15 protein-coding genes are annotated in these 17,204 nt (G+C 39.4%); 8 read left to right on the forward strand and 7 right to left on the reverse strand.

The features are described from left to right. Nucleotides 1-36: 36 nt before the first annotated feature. Entirely contained in the window at nucleotides 37-1,599 is a 1,563-nt protein-coding gene (gene dnaB, locus ACK1I8_RS08525) for a replicative DNA helicase (RefSeq protein ID WP_412468908.1), read from the reverse strand. 199 nt (nucleotides 1,600-1,798) lie between these two features. On the opposite strand from dnaB, the gene rlmB reads away from it, so the two are divergent. Beyond that, entirely contained in the window at nucleotides 1,799-2,566 is a 768-nt protein-coding gene (gene rlmB, locus ACK1I8_RS08530; protein ID WP_412468909.1) for a 23S rRNA (guanosine(2251)-2'-O)-methyltransferase RlmB, read from the forward strand. 152 nt (nucleotides 2,567-2,718) lie between these two features. Here the strand turns inward: rlmB and ACK1I8_RS08535 are convergent, their stop codons facing one another. Continuing rightward, nucleotides 2,719-3,810, reverse strand: a complete 1,092-nt coding sequence (locus ACK1I8_RS08535) for a mannose-1-phosphate guanylyltransferase (RefSeq protein ID WP_412468910.1) — start codon at nucleotides 3,808-3,810, stop codon at nucleotides 2,719-2,721. A gap of 14 nt (nucleotides 3,811-3,824) precedes the next feature. Next, a complete protein-coding gene (locus tag ACK1I8_RS08540; protein WP_412468911.1) occupies nucleotides 3,825-4,793 on the reverse strand; it encodes a KpsF/GutQ family sugar-phosphate isomerase in 969 nt (322 codons plus the stop codon). Between the two features lie 91 nt (nucleotides 4,794-4,884). On the opposite strand from ACK1I8_RS08540, the gene recQ reads away from it, so the two are divergent. The 6 genes from recQ to ACK1I8_RS08570 all read left to right on the forward strand — a co-directional run bounded on the left by recQ (nucleotide 4,885) and on the right by ACK1I8_RS08570 (nucleotide 12,813). Beyond that, nucleotides 4,885-7,074, forward strand: coding sequence for a DNA helicase RecQ (gene recQ, locus ACK1I8_RS08545; protein WP_412469359.1), 2,190 nt, complete (start codon nucleotides 4,885-4,887; stop codon nucleotides 7,072-7,074). Nucleotides 7,075-7,210: 136 nt separating this feature from the next. After that, the gene (gene kdsA, locus ACK1I8_RS08550; RefSeq protein ID WP_412468912.1) at nucleotides 7,211-8,023 is read left to right on the forward strand and encodes a 3-deoxy-8-phosphooctulonate synthase; all 813 of its coding nucleotides are present in this window, start codon (nucleotides 7,211-7,213) and stop codon (nucleotides 8,021-8,023) included. Then, nucleotides 8,023-8,742: a YqjF family protein gene (locus tag ACK1I8_RS08555; RefSeq protein WP_412468913.1), complete on the forward strand. Its 720-nt coding sequence runs from the start codon at nucleotides 8,023-8,025 to the stop codon at nucleotides 8,740-8,742. The genes kdsA and ACK1I8_RS08555 overlap by 1 nt, the downstream gene beginning before the upstream one ends. Before the next feature lie 341 nt (nucleotides 8,743-9,083). Then, a complete protein-coding gene (locus tag ACK1I8_RS08560) occupies nucleotides 9,084-9,707 on the forward strand; it encodes a (2Fe-2S)-binding protein (RefSeq protein WP_412468914.1) in 624 nt (207 codons plus the stop codon). Beyond that, a complete protein-coding gene (locus tag ACK1I8_RS08565) occupies nucleotides 9,704-10,687 on the forward strand; it encodes an FAD binding domain-containing protein (protein ID WP_412468915.1) in 984 nt (327 codons plus the stop codon). The genes ACK1I8_RS08560 and ACK1I8_RS08565 overlap by 4 nt, the downstream gene beginning before the upstream one ends. Before the next feature lie 2 nt (nucleotides 10,688-10,689). After that, nucleotides 10,690-12,813 (forward strand): xanthine dehydrogenase family protein molybdopterin-binding subunit, encoded by a 2,124-nt coding sequence (locus tag ACK1I8_RS08570; protein ID WP_412468916.1) that lies wholly within the window; start codon nucleotides 10,690-10,692, stop codon nucleotides 12,811-12,813. A 204-nt stretch (nucleotides 12,814-13,017) separates the two neighbouring features. On the opposite strand, the gene ACK1I8_RS08575 is transcribed toward ACK1I8_RS08570, so the two are convergent. The 4 genes from ACK1I8_RS08575 to ACK1I8_RS08590 form a co-directional block, all read right to left on the reverse strand. Then, a complete protein-coding gene (locus tag ACK1I8_RS08575; RefSeq protein ID WP_412468917.1) occupies nucleotides 13,018-14,631 on the reverse strand; it encodes a S8 family peptidase in 1,614 nt (537 codons plus the stop codon). A 235-nt stretch (nucleotides 14,632-14,866) separates the two neighbouring features. Next, entirely contained in the window at nucleotides 14,867-15,463 is a 597-nt protein-coding gene (locus ACK1I8_RS08580; protein WP_412468918.1) for a DUF4142 domain-containing protein, read from the reverse strand. 61 nt (nucleotides 15,464-15,524) lie between these two features. Next, complete coding sequence (locus tag ACK1I8_RS08585) at nucleotides 15,525-15,971, reverse strand: GNAT family N-acetyltransferase (protein WP_412468919.1); 447 nt, start codon at nucleotides 15,969-15,971, stop codon at nucleotides 15,525-15,527. Nucleotides 15,972-16,061: 90 nt separating this feature from the next. Next, nucleotides 16,062-16,553 (reverse strand): YajQ family cyclic di-GMP-binding protein, encoded by a 492-nt coding sequence (locus ACK1I8_RS08590; RefSeq protein WP_293786416.1) that lies wholly within the window; start codon nucleotides 16,551-16,553, stop codon nucleotides 16,062-16,064. Nucleotides 16,554-16,628: 75 nt separating this feature from the next. Here ACK1I8_RS08590 and ACK1I8_RS08595 point away from each other — a divergent pair, with 75 nt between their 5' ends. Beyond that, nucleotides 16,629-17,198 carry a hypothetical protein gene (locus ACK1I8_RS08595; protein WP_412468920.1) on the forward strand — a complete coding sequence of 190 codons (570 nt, stop codon included), beginning with the start codon at nucleotides 16,629-16,631 and terminating at the stop codon, nucleotides 17,196-17,198. The last annotated feature ends 6 nt before the right edge of the window (nucleotides 17,199-17,204 follow it).

The following is a 17,204-nucleotide window of genomic DNA, read 5'->3' on the forward strand; positions in this document are numbered from 1 at the left end:
CAAGATTTTGGAGCAGTTTAGGTCGTGTGGAATTTCCTAAAAAGGTGGATCATCATCATTATAATCATCCATTTTTGAAGGACGGATAATCACATTGCTTTGTTTTTCAAAATCCTGAGACGGATACATTCCGGCAGAAGGATCGGCAGCAAACGAGCTTGGCGGCGCATTAAAATCATCCTCCAGATCCTGGAATTTCACGAATTTACCTACGAATTTAAGTGGTACGATTCCGGTTTCACCATTACGGTGTTTGGCGATGATTACCTCACCGATACCGGCCTGCGATCTTCCTTGCTCATCTTCGGTAATACCATAATACTCTGGACGGTATAAAAACAACACCATATCCGCATCCTGCTCAATGGAACCCGACTCACGTAGATCGGATAACATCGGACGCTTACCTTGCAAACCAGGCCTACTTTCTACCGCACGACTTAACTGCGACAGCGCCAGCACCGGAACATCCAGTTCTTTTGCAACCGATTTCAGAGCCCTTGAAATACTACCGATTTCCTGTTCACGGTTACCTCCGCCTTTTCCCTCGCCTTTACCATGCATTAACTGCAAATAATCGACGATAACCAACTGGATATCGTATTGTGATTTTAGTCTTCGGCATTTTGCCCTGAACTCAAAAATATTCAATGCAGGTGTATCATCAATTAATAGGGGAGCTTCGGTTAAACGGCCAATTTTACTATGTAACTGTTGCCATTCCCATTCTTGTAAATTCCCTTTTCTGATTTTTTCCTGCTCAATTTCCGCTTCTCCTGAAATTAAACGATTAACCAGCTGAACGGAAGACATCTCAAGAGAGAATACCACGCAAGGTCTTTGGAAATCAACGGTAGCGTTACGCGCACAGGTTAATACGAAAGCGGTTTTCCCCATCGCCGGACGGGCAGCAATGATAACCAGATCCTGTTTTTGCCATCCGCCGGTAATCCGGTCTAGTCCGGTAAAACCTGTTGGCACGCCTGTTAAACCATCGGTTTTGGTACGAAGTTCCTCTAGTGTGGCCAGCGATTGTTTAACGATATCGTCCATCTTCTGAGTATCTCTACGCAGGTTATTCTGGGCGATTTCAAAAAGTCCTTTTTCAGCCTGATCCAATAAGTCAAAAATATCCGTGGTATCTTCGTATGCATTGGTAATGATCTCCGTTGAAATCCTGATCAGTTCGCGCTGAATATATTTTTGGGATATAATCCTCGCATGAAATTCGATATTTGCTGCTGAAGCAACACGGTTGGTTAAATGGGTGATGTAATAAGCACCACCAACCATTTCTAATGCACCTAAAGTACGAAGCTCGGCGGTTACGGTTAAAATATCTACCGGTTTCGATTTCTGGAACAGAATATGGATCGCCTCAAAGATTTTCTGGTGCGCGATATTGTAAAAAACTTCTGGCTTTAAAACGTCAATTACCGCTGATAAGGCATCTTTTTCGAGCATCAATGCACCTAAAACGGCTTCTTCCAGGTCTAACGCCTGTGGGGGTATTTTCCCCTGCGAACTTATGGTATTACTTAATCTGCTTTTCCTAGCAGTCATGCTGTTCTTTCCGCCTTGTTCATTATCGATACTCATTCTACAAAAGTAATCAAATTTTGATGGGGTTGTTTGAATTAGTTACTAGCCGTTTGTTAACAAATTGAAGCCTAATCAGATTAAATTTTATCGAATTTATAAAGACGTAAAATTTTTAAACAATTAAATGTTAATAAGCTACACATTGTTTAGGGTCAAAACATTTTATTTGAATACTTTTGCCTAACAATTTCGAAACATGGATAATTTTAGAAGACCGCAACGCGCAAAAGAGAATAATGAGTTTGTATTCGGCATCAGGGCCGTAATAGAAGCCGTTAAAGCAGGAAGAGACATTGAAACCATTTATCAGCAACGCGGTCTGGGAGGCGAACTCTTTCTGGAACTGAAAGCCCTTCTAAAAGATACTTTAATACCTTTAAACCCGGTTCCGGTGGAGAAACTGAACCGCATGTCGCAGAAAAACCATCAAGGTATAATTGCTGTAATTTCTCCGATTACCTATCAAAATATTGAAGACATTATTCCTGCTGTTTTTGAAAAAGGCGAAGTGCCATTAATTTTGGTTCTAGATAGTGTAACTGATGTTCGCAACATGGGTGCAATAGCACGTACAGCTGCCTGCGTGGGTGTTCATGCCATAGTTGTTCCGTTAAAAAACGCCGCGCAGATCAATGCTGATGCGATTAAAACCTCTGCAGGTGCATTATTCAGCATCCCAATTTGCCGCCACGCGAACCTCCATAAAACCTGCTTATTTTTACAAGACAGTGGTCTACAAATCGTTGCCTGCACTGAAAAAACCAATGATTTTATTTATACACCGGATTATACCATGCCTACGGCAATTGTAATGGGCTCAGAAGATGAAGGCATTTCTAACGATCTTTTAAGGGTAGCTGATCATTTAGCTAAAATACCAATGGCCGGAAAAATTGAATCATTAAATGTTTCGGTAGCTGCCGGAGTGATTTTATACGAAGCAGTTAGGCAGAGAGGGAAGTAGGATGGAGGATGTAAAATGGATGATGGAATTTGTTTCAACTCATCAAAATTCGTCATCCCGAACTTGTTTCAGGATTTTTACAAACGTTTAAATGTAAAATGAATGATGGAACAATGCCACATCATCCATTTTACATCTAACATCATCAATCTTTATATAAACTTGTTTCCAAATCTGGATTTGACTTCAGCAACAAATTCTTTAACTTTTTGTTCTTCGTTTCTGGAGCAGATCATGAGCATGTTATTGTTTTCAACCACGATGTAATCGTGCAATCCTTGCAAAATCACCAGTTTGTCTTTTGGAACATTTACCATACAATTCGACGAGTCGAACATCAGCACCTGTTCTGAAGGAATAACGGCATTACCCACATAATCTTTTTCAGCCATTTCATAAATAGAGGCCCAGGTGCCTAAATCAGACCATCCAAAATCAGATGGAAGGACATAAACATTCTCTGCCTTTTCCATAATTCCGAAATCTATCGAAATGTTGGTACATTGAAGATAGGCATTATTGATAAAATCCTTTTCTCGGGCTTTATTTAATTCATTTCTTCCAACGTTAAATATTTCATACATATCTGGTAGGTGTTTTTCAAAAGCGCTTAAAATCGCTTTAGCCGACCAGATAAAAATGCCTGCATTCCATAAAAAATCACCACTCTGCAAAAATGATTTTGCCAGTTCTAAATTTGGCTTTTCGGTAAAGGTTTTAACTTTATGCAGATCGGTATCGGTATTAAGCACATAATCAGTATGCTGAATGTAACCATAACCCGTATCAGGACGGTTTGGTTTAATCCCCAAAGTGATTAAACAATCATTTCTGGATGCCGCTTCTAAAGATTGCTCAATAGAGGCCACAAAACCGTCAATATTGGCAATGGTATGATCTGAAGGCGCTACTACAATAGTTGCGTCAGGATTTAGTTCTGCGATTTTTAAACTTCCATAAGCGATACAAGGTGCTGTATTTCTCATCAAAGGTTCAGCTAAAATCTGGTTGTCTGTTAAAAGAGGCAGTTGCTTTTTAATCAGATCAGTATAAATTTCGTTGGTAACGATAAATATATTTTCCGGAGGACAGATATTTAAAAATCTTTCATAAGTACTCTGAATCAGTGTTTTACCCACACCGAAAAAATCGATAAACTGTTTCGGGTATTCTGTTCTACTAACTGGCCAAAAACGGCTTCCAACGCCACCGGCCATAATTAATGCATAATAGTTTTTATTCATTTTATAGTTTAAAATTACACAATGCCTTCATTTAAAAGATCGTGTAAATGGATGATGCCAAAGTAAGTATTTTGTTCCAGAACCAACAACTGGGTGATATTATTTTGTTTAATAATACCCAGGGCATCAACGGCTAAAGCATCAAACTGTATGCTCTTTGGCGTTTTACCCATAATATCTTCCGCTTTTAAGTTTGCAATGGTATTGTTATTTTCCAACATCCGCCTAATATCACCATCGGTAATAATCCCAAGCACCTTATCGTCGGTATCTACAACAGCAACGGCACCCAAACGGTTTTTACTAATTTCTATCAATACATCTTTAACTGATGCAGAGGGATGTATAGCCGGTTTTTCGTTGGATAAGGCTAAATCGCGTGCTTTTAAATATAGTTTTTTTCCTAAAGATCCGCCTGGATGATACTTAGCAAAATCAGATTCGTTAAACTCCCTGCACTCCAACAAACAAATGGCTAAAGCATCGCCCAATGCCAACTGAGCAGTTGTACTCGTTGTTGGCGCCAAATTATTCGGACAGGCTTCCTTTTCGAAAGCCGTATTCAAAATCAGGTCGGCCTGCTCTGCCAAAAAAGAATTCAGTTCGCCAACCATGCCAATCAGCAGATTGCCAGCTGTTTTCAATAAGGGAGTAAGCACTTTAATTTCAGGCGTATTTCCACTCTTGGAAAGGCAAATGATGATATCATCCGCCTGGATCATCCCCAAATCACCATGGATCGCATCTGCAGCATGCATAAAAATGGCGGGTGTACCAGTTGAATTAAAAGTAGCAACCATTTTTTGCGCAATAATAGCACTTTTGCCTATACCCGTTACAATTACCCGTCCTTTACCATTTAAAATGCTTGATACGACCTTTTCAAAATCGTCGTTGATATTCTTTGCAACATTTAATATTGCCGCCGCTTCAAGCTCTAAAGTGCCTATAGCTGATTGGATTATGGATTTTTTACTTTTCAAAGAGAAAAAAATTGTTTGTTAATACTTGAAATTCTTGTAAAATTATGTTATTTTGGATACAAAAATAGCATCGCATATTTTATTACACAAAATGGACGTGAAAAAGTCGTTATTTGATAACCTACAAAATTTCTTCGGGTTTGATAATTTCAAGGGTGATCAGGAGTCGATCATTACCAATATTTTAGAAGGCAATAATACGTTTGTTATTATGCCCACAGGCGGAGGGAAGTCTATTTGCTATCAGTTGCCCGCTTTAATGAGCGAGGGAACGGCAATTGTGATTTCTCCATTGATCGCATTAATGAAAAACCAGGTAGACCAATTAAGGGCTTTTGGTGGAAATGACAGTATTGCCCACTTCCTTAATTCATCCTTAAACAAATCGGAAATTACTCAAGTTAAATCTGACCTCCTGAGCGGTCAGACTAAATTATTGTATGTTGCGCCGGAGTCTTTGGCAAAACAGGATAATATTGAATTTTTAAATCTGATTAAAATCTCTTTTGTTGCCGTTGACGAGGCACATTGCATCTCTGAATGGGGACACGATTTCAGACCTGAATACCGTAAGATCAAGCAGGTTATTGCAGGACTGGGAAATAATATTCCGATTATTGCATTAACCGCAACCGCTACACCGAAAGTACAGCAGGATATTATGAAGAACCTGGGGATGACGGAAGCCACGTTATTTAAATCCTCATTTAACCGGCCAAACTTATTTTACGAAATCCGCCCTAAAAAAGACATCACCAAAGAAATTATAAAATATATCAAGTCTAATCCGGGTAAATCAGGAATTATTTATTGCCTGAGCCGCAAAAAGGTAGAGGAAGTAGCCGAAGCTTTAAACCTTAATGGGATCAGTGCTTTACCATATCATGCAGGCCTGGATCCAAAGGTTAGGGCCGAAACCCAAGATAAATTTTTGATGGAGGATGCGGAGGTAATTGTGGCAACCATTGCCTTTGGTATGGGGATAGACAAACCAGATGTTCGATTTGTCATCCACCACGATGTGCCTAAGAGTATGGAAGGGTATTATCAGGAAACGGGCCGGGCCGGACGTGATGGCGGAGAAGGCGTGTGCATTGCTTTCTACTCTCAGAAAGATGTAGATAAACTGGCCAAGTTTATGAAGGATAAGCCCGTATCTGAAAGAGAGATTGGTACACAAATATTAAAAGAAGTGATTGATTATGCCGAATCTGGCGTTTGCCGTCGTAAGCAGATTCTTCACTATTTTGGCGAAAACTTTAACGAAACGGGCTGTAACTGCATGTGCGACAATTGCAAAAAGCCTAAGAAACAGTTTGAAGTGGAAAGTCAGTTATCTACCTTATTAAAGTTTATCGAGAAATCCGGAGAGAAATTCGACGATGCACACCTGTTAAACGTTTTTTTAGGTCTGGAAACGGCCCAAACTATTGCTTATGAGCATAGTAAGGTTCCTGAGTTTGGAATTGGCAAAGAAGACGGTGAGTTGATGTGGAAATCAATTATCCGCCAGGCTGTTCTAAATAATTACCTTTTTAAGGATATCGATAATTATGGCTTATTAAAATTAACCAAGCAGGGGAAAGATTTCATCGTTAATCCTTACAGCCTTAAATTCATATTAAATGAACCAATAGACAATGGCACCGACGACGATGATGATGATGTAAAACAAGGTACAGGTGCTTTAGATACCCATCTTTTATCATTGCTGAAAGAGCTGCGTAAAAAAATTGCCAAACAAAAGAGTGTTCCACCATTTGTGGTTTTTCAGGACCCATCTTTAGAGGAGATGTGTACCCATTATCCCATTACCATGGAAGAGCTTCGCCAGATTTCTGGTGTAGGTTCGGGCAAAGCAATGAAATTTGGTACGCCTTTTATTGAGCTGATCAAAAAATATGTAGAAGATAATGATATCGAACGTCCTATTGATCTGATTATTAAAACGCAGGCCAATAAATCGCAGATGAAAGTTTCGATCATTCAAAATATCGACAGGCAGATTGGCTTGGAAGACATTGCCGATTCAAAAGGCATCACTTATGAAGAAATCCTGAAAGAAGTAGAATCAATCGTAAATTCGGGCACGAAACTCAACCTCAACTATTTTATTGATGAAGTAATTGATGATGATCGGCAGGATGAAGTTTTTGATTATTTCAGAGCAGCTGAAAGCGATTCTATAGATGAAGCACTTAATGAACTGGGCGAAACCGATTATACCCGCGAAGAAATTCAATTGATGCGGATTAAATTTATGTCGGAACTAGGAAATTGATGTAAGATGGGAGAAGTAACATGGATAATGTATCCCGTTGTTTTTCCCATTTTCATACTTCCATTATCCATCTTCCATTATCCATCTTCCATAATATATTATTTTTCCATTACCCATTTTACAGCTTCCATTACACATGTTTAACTATTTAGATAAATTAAAAAATACAGATTCGGGAAATTTCTTTTTAATGGCGGGTCCATGCGCTATTGAAGGTGAAGATATTGCCATGAGAATCGCTGATAAGATTATTACCATTACCGATAAATTACAGATTCCATATATTTTTAAAGGTTCGTACCGTAAGGCGAACCGGAGCAAAGGAAGTTCGTTTACGGGTATTGGTGATGAAAAAGCTTTACGCATTTTAGAAAGGATTGGAAGAGAATTTGGTGTACCCACCGTTACCGATATACACGAAAGCGGTGAAGCAGCCATGGCTGCTGCTTATGTAGATGTATTGCAGATTCCTGCATTTTTATGCCGCCAAACCGACCTGTTAATCGCTGCTGCTGAAACCGGAAAGGTAGTAAATGTAAAAAAAGGTCAGTTTTTATCAGCTGGTTCTATGAAATTTGCGGTTGAAAAGGTAAAAGAGGCAGGGAACAATAAAGTGATCTTAACCGACCGTGGAAACACCTTTGGTTATCAGGATCTGATTGTCGATTATCGTGGCTTACCCGAGATGCAAAGTTTTGGCGTACCTGTGGTAATGGATTGTACACATAGTTTACAACAACCCAATCAAAGCAGTGGAGTTACCGGCGGTAAACCCGAACTGATCTCTACCATTGCCAAAGCAGCTATTGCAGTAGGTGCTGACGGTTTATTTATCGAAACGCATCCAGATCCTGCAAATGCCAAATCAGATGGTGCTAACATGCTTCACTTAGATTTACTCGAAGAAACCTTGGTTAAATTAATTCGTTTAAGGCAAGCTGTTATATAATGGCAGCAAACAAAGGGATTTTCTTAACTGCAGAATGGCGAAAGTTAGCACTTGCGCAATATACTGTAGATCAAAAAATTCTTTTGAAATATCTTCCTCCGCATACCGAACTAGATACCTGGGATGGGAAATACTATGTTAGCTTAGTTGGTTTTATGTTTAAAAATGTAAAGTTACGAGGCTTTAGTATTCCACTCCATACTAATTTTGAGGAAGTTAACCTGCGCTTTTATGTTCGCTATCAAGATGGCGAAGAATGGAAAAGGGGAGTTGTTTTTATTAAAGAAATTGTTCCTTTGCCCGCAATAACATTTGTTGCCAATACCATTTATAAAGAAAATTATCAAACTTTGCCAATGAGGCATGTTTGGATAACGCAGGAAAACCAGCTTGAAGTAGATTATCTTTGGAAAAATAAAACATGGAATAGTTTTGAGGTAATCGCCCATGCTCAGGCAGAAGAAATTACGCCTGGCAGCGAAGAGGAATTTATCACCGAGCATTACTGGGGTTACACCAAAATTGGTCATAACAAAACGGCTGTGTATGGGGTAGAACATCCGCGCTGGCAAACCTATCCTGTAAAAAGTTATAAAATCAACGTCGATTTTGGAATAAACTATGGTAAAGATTTTGCCTTTTTAAATCATGCCCGGCCAGATTCTGTTTTTTTAGCAGAAGGATCAGCAATCAAAGTACTTAAAGGAAAACAAATTTAGACTAATTCTTCAGGATTTGAATCAAATGCGATGATCATGCCCAATCTAAATTGAATTGTTTGTTGTCCTCAAATCAAAGTTATCCCAATTTAATTGAGCGCAATAGAAAAGGCAATATTACAGTACAAAAGTTCGAACAATTTGTGACATAGTTGGTTTTATGTATGTTGATATCAACTCCGAGGCGTAACTTTTCTTTTACCAACCAGTATTAAGGAATTTAGCTTTAGTTTTTATTTTAAATTTAAAGATGGAAATACCGGAAAAAACCGGTTAATTTTTATCAAAGAGTTTATCATAATATAGATTCTGGTAACGCAACCATTTATAAATATCCAACTATGAAATCTTCCGATCAGAAACCAAATCAGGGCGATAGCAGGCGCGATTTCCTCAAAAAAAGTTCTCTAATTACTGCGATTGCATTAACACCAGGTGTCGCAATTAAAGCAGCAGAAAATAATGCTGATGAACATTTTGCGGAGCTTTTTGAGAAAATGCCTTTAAAGCTTACCGTAAATAATAAAGCTTACCAGACAACAGTAGAGCCAAGGGTGACACTTTTAGATTATTTACGTGAAGAACTGCACTTAACAGGAACCAAAAAGGGATGCGATCATGGCCAGTGCGGTGCCTGTACAGTTCATGTAGATGGACAAAGGGTAAATTCTTGCCTGAGTTTGGCCGTAATGAACGAAGGAAAGAAAATCACCACCATTGAAGGCCTGGCCAATGGCGATACTTTGCATCCTATGCAGGCTGCTTTTATCAAACATGATGGTTTTCAATGCGGATATTGTACGCCTGGTCAGATCATGTCGGCAGTAGCCTGTGTGCGTGAAGGTCATGCCAATTCCAGAACGGAAATAAGCGAATACATGAGCGGAAATATCTGTAGGTGTGGGGCTTACCCAAATATAGTGGATGCCATTATTGAAGTAAAGGAAGGAGGGCAAACGGTATGATCAATTTTCAATACCTCCGGACAACCACAGCAAAATCGGCAATTGCTTTACTGGTTAAAGATAAAAATGCAAAATTCCTTGCAGGCGGCACCAATTTAATCGATCTGATGAAGAGAGGCGTTACTGCACCAGAAAAGCTGATTGATATTAACCATGTCCCGCTAAAGCAGATCAGGCAGGTTGGGAATAAAATCCATATTGGTGCGCTGGCTTCCAATACAGCTGTTGCTGATCATCCCCTGATCGCAGAGAAACTACCCCTACTTTCATGGGCATTACAGGCAGGCGCTTCAGCACAGCTAAGAAATGTGGCTACTGTTGGAGGGAACATGATGCAGCGTACCCGCTGCGGGTATTTTTACGACACCGAAATGCCGTGTAATAAGCGCCAGCCTGGAACAGGATGTGGAGCCATGGAAGGTTTTAACCGTATGCATGCTATTTTCGGAACTTCAGAAAAATGCATAGCGGTTCACCCCAGCGATATGTGTGTAGCTTTGGTGGCTTTAGATGCTGATGTGATAGTAGCTAATGCAAAAGGCGAACATAAAATACCATTTAAAGATTTCCATCGCCTAGCCGGCGATACACCTCAGTTAGACAACAACTTAAAGACCGATGAGATGATCATCGGTTTAGAAGTTCCTGTAAATAACCTGGCAAAAAATTATCATTATCTTAAAGTTAGAGACAGGGCATCGTATGCTTTTGCACTGGTATCGGTAGCGGCAGCATTTGAAATTGTCGATAATAAAATCACCGATGTTAGGCTAGCTATGGGCGGTGTAGCACACAAACCCTGGCGTTTAACCGCATCTGAGCTTTTCTTAAAAGGAAAAGAAGCCAGCTTAGCCAATTTTAATCAGGCTGCACAATTGGCTATGAAAGATGCAAAAAGTTTTGGAGGAAACGACTTCAAGCTAAAGTTAGCACCCAATACAATTATCGAGGCATTAAACCTTGCAAAAGCAAAAGCCTAGTTATGAAAAAGAACATGTTAAAAGACGATAACAATCGTGTAGACGGATTCCTGAAAGTTACCGGTAAAGCCAGGTATTTTGCAGAATATGAATTGCCTGGTTTAACCTATGGGGTTTTGGTAACCAGTACCATTACAAAAGGAAAAATTACCTCCCTTGATACTAAAGCTGCCGAAAAAGCTCCGGGTGTGATTGCAGTAATTTCACACCTGAATAAGCCATCAGCTGCTGCATACGAACAGGAAGGTGGACCACAGATGAAAATTTTTTATACCGATAAGATTTTTTACAACGGACAACCAATCGCTATCGTGGTGGCAAACACTTTTGAAAGAGCAACTCATGCCGCCTCATTGGTTAAAGCTACCTATGCCAGAGAGGCGTTTAATACCGACTTTGAAAAAGCGCTGAAAGATCCGAAGGCCAAAAAGTTTCAGGGACAGGCTGACTATAAACGTGGTGAAGAAAATGCCTATAAAAATGCAGAGGTAAAACTCGAAGAAAGGTATTTTTTACCCATTGAAACACATAATCCTATGGAATTACATGGGATTATTGCTGATTGGCGCCCCAATAACCAGCTTACTGTTTATGCCAAAACGCAGGGAGTAAAAGCTACGCAGGGTACGATTGCTAATGTTTTTAAAATCCCAATGGAAAATATCCAGGTGAATTCGGAGTTTGTGGGTGGTGGCTTTGGAATGGCCCTGCGCACCTGGCCATTAGAAATTGCAACCGTAATGGCCTCCAAACATATTGGCAAACCCGTAAAATTGGTGATTACCAGAATGCAGATGTTTACCATGGTGGGTAATCGTCCGGCAGCAATACAAACCATTGGCCTGGGGGCAAATAAAGATGGTAAATTAACAGGAATTACACACAGGGCTTACGGCGAAACATCTACTTACGAGAATTTCACAGAAGGCGTGGTGAATATGGCAAAATTTATGTATCAATGTGATCATGTAAATACTTCTTATGCCATAGTACCGGTTGATTTAGGGGTACCGATATGGATGCGTGGACCAGGAGAAGCCACCGGGGCTTTTGCGCTCGAAAGCGCGATTGACGAGATGGCGCATGCCCTGGATATGGATCCACTGGAGTTTAGAATTAAAAATGATCCTGAAACTGATCAGCAGAAAAACAAACCTTTTTCGAGTAAAAATATTAAAGAAGCTTATAAAATCGGGGCGGAGAAAATAGGTTGGAAAAACCGAAAAAATAAACCGGGCAGTTTGGTAGAAGGAGCTTGGCAAACTGGTTACGGGGTGAGTGTTGGTGTATTCAACGCCAATAGGGGTAAAGCCAGTGTAAAAGGTATCCTTAAAGTTGATGGATCGCTGCTTTTACAAAGTGCAACCAGCGATATCGGCCCTGGCACCGGTACAGGCATGACTTTAATTGCCAATAAACTGATGAATATTCCCGTAGATAAAATTACGTTCGAATTGGGCGATTCTTCTTTACCACCGGCGCCAAGTCAGGGCGGTTCGGCAACCCTGTCTACGGTAGGCTCAGCTGTGAATGATGTTTGTGTAGCCCTAAAATCTACCATTGCCGAACTTGCAGCAAATTCAAATATGGATGCTACCTCTAATTTTGTTGAAGTGTTGAAAAAGAATAATCTTCCGCAAATAGAAATCACGAGAGAGAGCCAGGGAGGAAAGGAAAGAGATCAGTATTCGATGTATTCGTTTTCCATTCACTTTGTACAGGTAAAGGTAAATAGCCTAACAGGAGTTGTAAAAATGAGTAAAATTGTTTCTGTGGGAGATTCAGGTACTATTGTAAGTCCGAAAACAGCCCGAAGCCAGATGGTGGGCGGCGCAGTTGGCGGGATAGGAATGGCTTTGACAGAAGAATCAATAATCGATCACCGTTATGGAAGATACATCAATAACAATTTTGCCGATTACCACGTTCCCGTAAATGCTGATGTACCGGAAATCGACGTTCATTTCATCAATAAACCAGATCCTTACATCAATCCGATGGGTGCAAAAGGTATGGGAGAAATTGCTTTGATCGGTTTTTCTGCTGCTGTAGCAAACGCTGTTTTTAATGCAACCGGCAAAAGAATCAGGACATTGCCGATTACGCCGGATAAAATATTGGCGTAATCATTCGCTCAAGCAGTCGTCACCCTGATCCGATAACCATCGGATTTATTTCACGGTCTTTCTGTTAAAAGATGCCGAAATGAATTCAGCATGACGGATCAAGGTAAAACCTTTGTTTTAATCTACAAAAAAAATGCGTCCTAATTTTACAATCAGGACGCATTTTTTTATTTGATATAATTAAACTCGTTCAGAACAACAGAATTATTTCGCAACCGACTTGCCTGAATAAGTAGCTGCCAATTTTAATGCATCATAAGCATTTACAATTCCGCCACTGATGCAAAGATCAGAAAAAGGAACGGAAACTTTTTCCGCATCTGGTCCTTCGCCTTTAGCGTATTCTACATTGTGATTTACTTTGGTAACCGACTTAACAATAATCTCTTTAACCTGTGCTGCTGTTAGTTTTGGATAATAAGAACGGATTAAGCCAGCTAAACCTGCCACTACCGGAGACGCCATACTGGTTCCATCCAGATTTTTGTATTTAGAACCTGGCACGGTAGAATAAATCTGTACACCTGGCGCAAAAACATCTACCTGAGTTTTACCATAATTAGAGAAACTGGCTTTTAAGGTTTCATCATCTTTAGGTCCAGAAGCACCAACAGTAATCCACGATGCAATCGTTTTTTCATCTAAATCTTTGTGATTAGGGAAATTATTTTCAACATCAATGTTTTTGTTTTCGTTACCTGCTGCCTGAACAATCAATACATCTTTAGATGCCGCATATTTCATTGCTTCGTTAACAACGGCTTTATCCCAGCTATATGCTTTGCCAAAACTCATATTAATTACTTTCGCACCATTATCAACTGCATAACGTACCGCATTGGCTACATCCTTATCTCTTTCATCACCATTTGGCGTACAACGAACCCCCATAATGGCCACATTATCAGCTACCCCTAAAATGCCGAGTTTGTTGGTTCTGTCAGCTGCAATAATACCGGCTACATGTGTACCGTGCAGCGCATCCGGACCTGCAACATCATTATTGCCATAAAACCGTTCTTTATCATTGTTTGGGTCATCGCCAACTATTGAACGTGGATCATAATCAATATTTAAATTGTATTCGGCCTGGCGGGTATAATAATCCAGGCCTTCTTTAATCTGGTCTTCGTAAAAATCCTTGAAACTGCCTTTTTCCAGTTGCTGACTCATCACATTCTGAATTCTGCCTTCAACCGCTGATGATGGCTTAAAATTCCTAAAGTCTTCTGCCGTTGGATTTTCTTTACCGATTTTTTTCACTACCGCATCTAAGGCTGTTTTAAAACCTGTAATACCGGCTAGATTTTCTTTTGCTTCTGCCAGTTTTTGTTCTAACTCAGCTCTTTCTGCTTTAAATGCTTCAAAGTCCTTTTTATCCTTTTCTGCAACATTCGCATCCGTGGTATTCGCAAAACGTACCTGATCGCGACGAACCAGACGGGTTAATTCTAAAGTTTCAAAGTTTACAGATCCCTTCGGTCCTCCAATAAAATTCCAGCCGTTAATATCATCAATGTAACCATTTTTATCATCGTCCTTACCATTGCCAGGTTTTTCTTTGGCATTTATCCACATCACCCGTTTTAAGTCTTCGTGTGTAGCTTCTACACCACCATCATTTACAGCTACAATAACTTTTACAGATTTTTTACCTTTTAAAAGCTCTTTATATGCTTTTTCGGTACTGATCCCGAATGTGCTGTCACTTTTTAGATCAAGGTTTTGCCAATTGGCTTTTTGTGCATGAGATAAAGTTGGCACTGCACCAGCGATTGCAATACCGAACAGCGCTCTAAATATTCTAGTCTTATTCATTTATGTATTTTTGTATTAAACGACGAAAGTTAATTTTAATTTCTTATTGAAAGAAATTGTATTAAAATTAATTCTTTCAGGCATATTTAAATTACCATAGTTTAGATGTTCACCAATAAAAAAGTCATCACCTCGACCGAAGCAACACGGAGCGGAGAAATCCTCTTCTACAGAATTCCCAACTTCGTTATACTGCGCCCGAAATGATGACCGATTTTATTTGAGGATATTTAATCTATTTTAGATTCGCCAAGATCTTTTTTGCCATCTCATTATGCGATTCTATCACCTTTAAAGTATTCACAGCCCATTCTTTAATGCTTTGATCGCGGTTTTCTGTACCTTGTTTAAATAATGCCACTGTTTTTTCATGATCGGTAACCATCATATCCATATAATGTTTATCAAATGCTGAACCGGTCATTTTTTTCATTCCATCTAAATGAATCTGTTCGTCAGCTGGCAGGGCATCAGGAGTAATCACTTTTTTGTTTACGGCCAAGGCTTTTAATTCCGCATTGGCTTTGGTATGGTCAGCCAGCATTTTGGCAGCAAAATCTTTCACTTCTGCGCTTTTTGCATTCTTTGCTGCAATCCTGGCCGCCTCAACTTCCATAATACCGCCTACAGCTGCTTTTCTTAAAAAGGTAGCACCCGCTTCATCAACTCCTGATTCGGTACTCTCAGATCCAACAACGTGATTCCCGTTTACCATTGTGGTATCGCCAGACACGCTGTCTTTAGTGGTTGCCGATTTTTTGTCTGCAGTTTGGCAGGCCTGAAAGGAAAACGCCAGGGCAAAAGCAGTAGACCATAAAAATATCTTTTTCATGTTTTTTCTATGTTTTGATGTGTATGAAAAACAATAGACATGAAAAAAGGTTTTTTATATCTTATTCAGCTCCCTGTTCATAGGCATTTTGAATTACGATGCCCATTTGGTTTTCGGGATTTTGAATTGGCGAAAAGCCAAATTGCTCATAGAGGCCATGGGCATCTAAAGTAGCCAATTGGTACCGCCTCAACCCTTGCAAGTCCGGATGGAAAATCATAAATGACATCAATTTTTTGGATAAGCCCAAGCCACGGTGATTTTCTTTAACATACACATCACAAAGCCAGGCAAATGTTGCCTTATCGGTTATCCAACGCGCAAAGCCTACCTGTTCCTGATCTTTATAAATACCAAAGCAAAGCGAATTTTCTATGGATCTTTTTACGGTAGCTAAGGGGATATCTTTGGCCCAATAAGATTCAACACTCAAATAATGATGTATAGCCTCATGATCCAAAAGCTCCTTTTGATCAGAAAATATAAAACCGTTCTCGCTGATTTCCATAATTGATTCTGGCAATTGTTAAATTATTTAATCGGTTAATTGTTAGGTTGTTATTCACAATTAACCGATTTAAGTGGTTAGCCGATTAACCTAATTACGCATATTGATAAATTGTAGAGGCTGATCAAAATCTTCGTTTCTGCAAAGGCTGATCACGGCCTGCAAATCGTCAATTTTCTTTGCTGTAACCCGAACCTGATCATCCATGATAGCGGGCTGGACTTTCAAACCGCTAGCTTTGATTTTTGCGACCACTTTCTTTGCTGCTTCCTTATCCAATCCTTCCTTAATACTGATTTCTTTTCTGATCATGTTGCCAGAAGCCTGATGCTCATCGCCAAAATTTAGACTTTTCGGATCCAAATTCTGCTTCATCATCCGGGAAATGATAGACCCTTCAATAGCTTTCAAACGCATATCGTCTTCAGTAACAATGGTAATTACATTGTTTTTTTTATCCAGATCTATCGTGCTTTTTGATCCGTTAAAGTCGAATCGGTTAAGGATTTCTTTTTTAGCATTGTTAACGGCATTATCTAATGTCTGCGCATCAACTTTACTTACAATATCAAAAGAAGGCATGGTTTTAGCTTTAAAGTAAAAAAATAAGTAGATTTAAGAGAAATTAATCCATTCTCACAAAAAAACGAAAATAATATGAAAACCACTAAACCAAAGTCTCAAAAAAAAATCATAAAAAAGGAAGCTAAAAAACAACTTGAGCAGTCGATTACCGCTCAATTTTTAGACGTAATTAAAAGTTTAGGGCATGATGTATCGGAAATTAGTACGGAGGTGGGCAAAGCCAGTAAGCGGGTTGCTAAAAAACTGACAAAAAAATTTACCATTGTTAAAGCAGATGTGGGACAAAAAATTGATGGTTTGTTACATGCTTCCAAAGAAAAAGCAAACGAAGTCAAAAAACCTATTGCCAAGGCCATTAATAAATCTGAAAAATCTGCTGAAAAAGTAGTAAAAAAAGCGGTTGAGAAAGCAAAACCAGTGGTGCAAAGTATTAAAGTTACGGCGATAGAAACGGAAGAGAAGGCAGAAAAGGTATTGGCCAAACCGGTAGCGAAAACAAAAGAATCAGTGAAAAAGGCCACGGGAACAACAAAAAAGACAGTAAATGAAGCACCAGAAAAAGCGGCAGAAATTGTAAAAAAAACCACTGCGAAAGCTGCTCCTGCAGCTAAGAAGATTGTAAAAACAACAACTAAAAAATAAATTTGT

The sequence above is a fragment of the Pedobacter sp. KLB.chiD genome (assembly GCF_047040275.1).
In the GTDB taxonomy this organism is placed as follows: Bacteria; Bacteroidota; Bacteroidia; order Sphingobacteriales; family Sphingobacteriaceae; genus Pedobacter.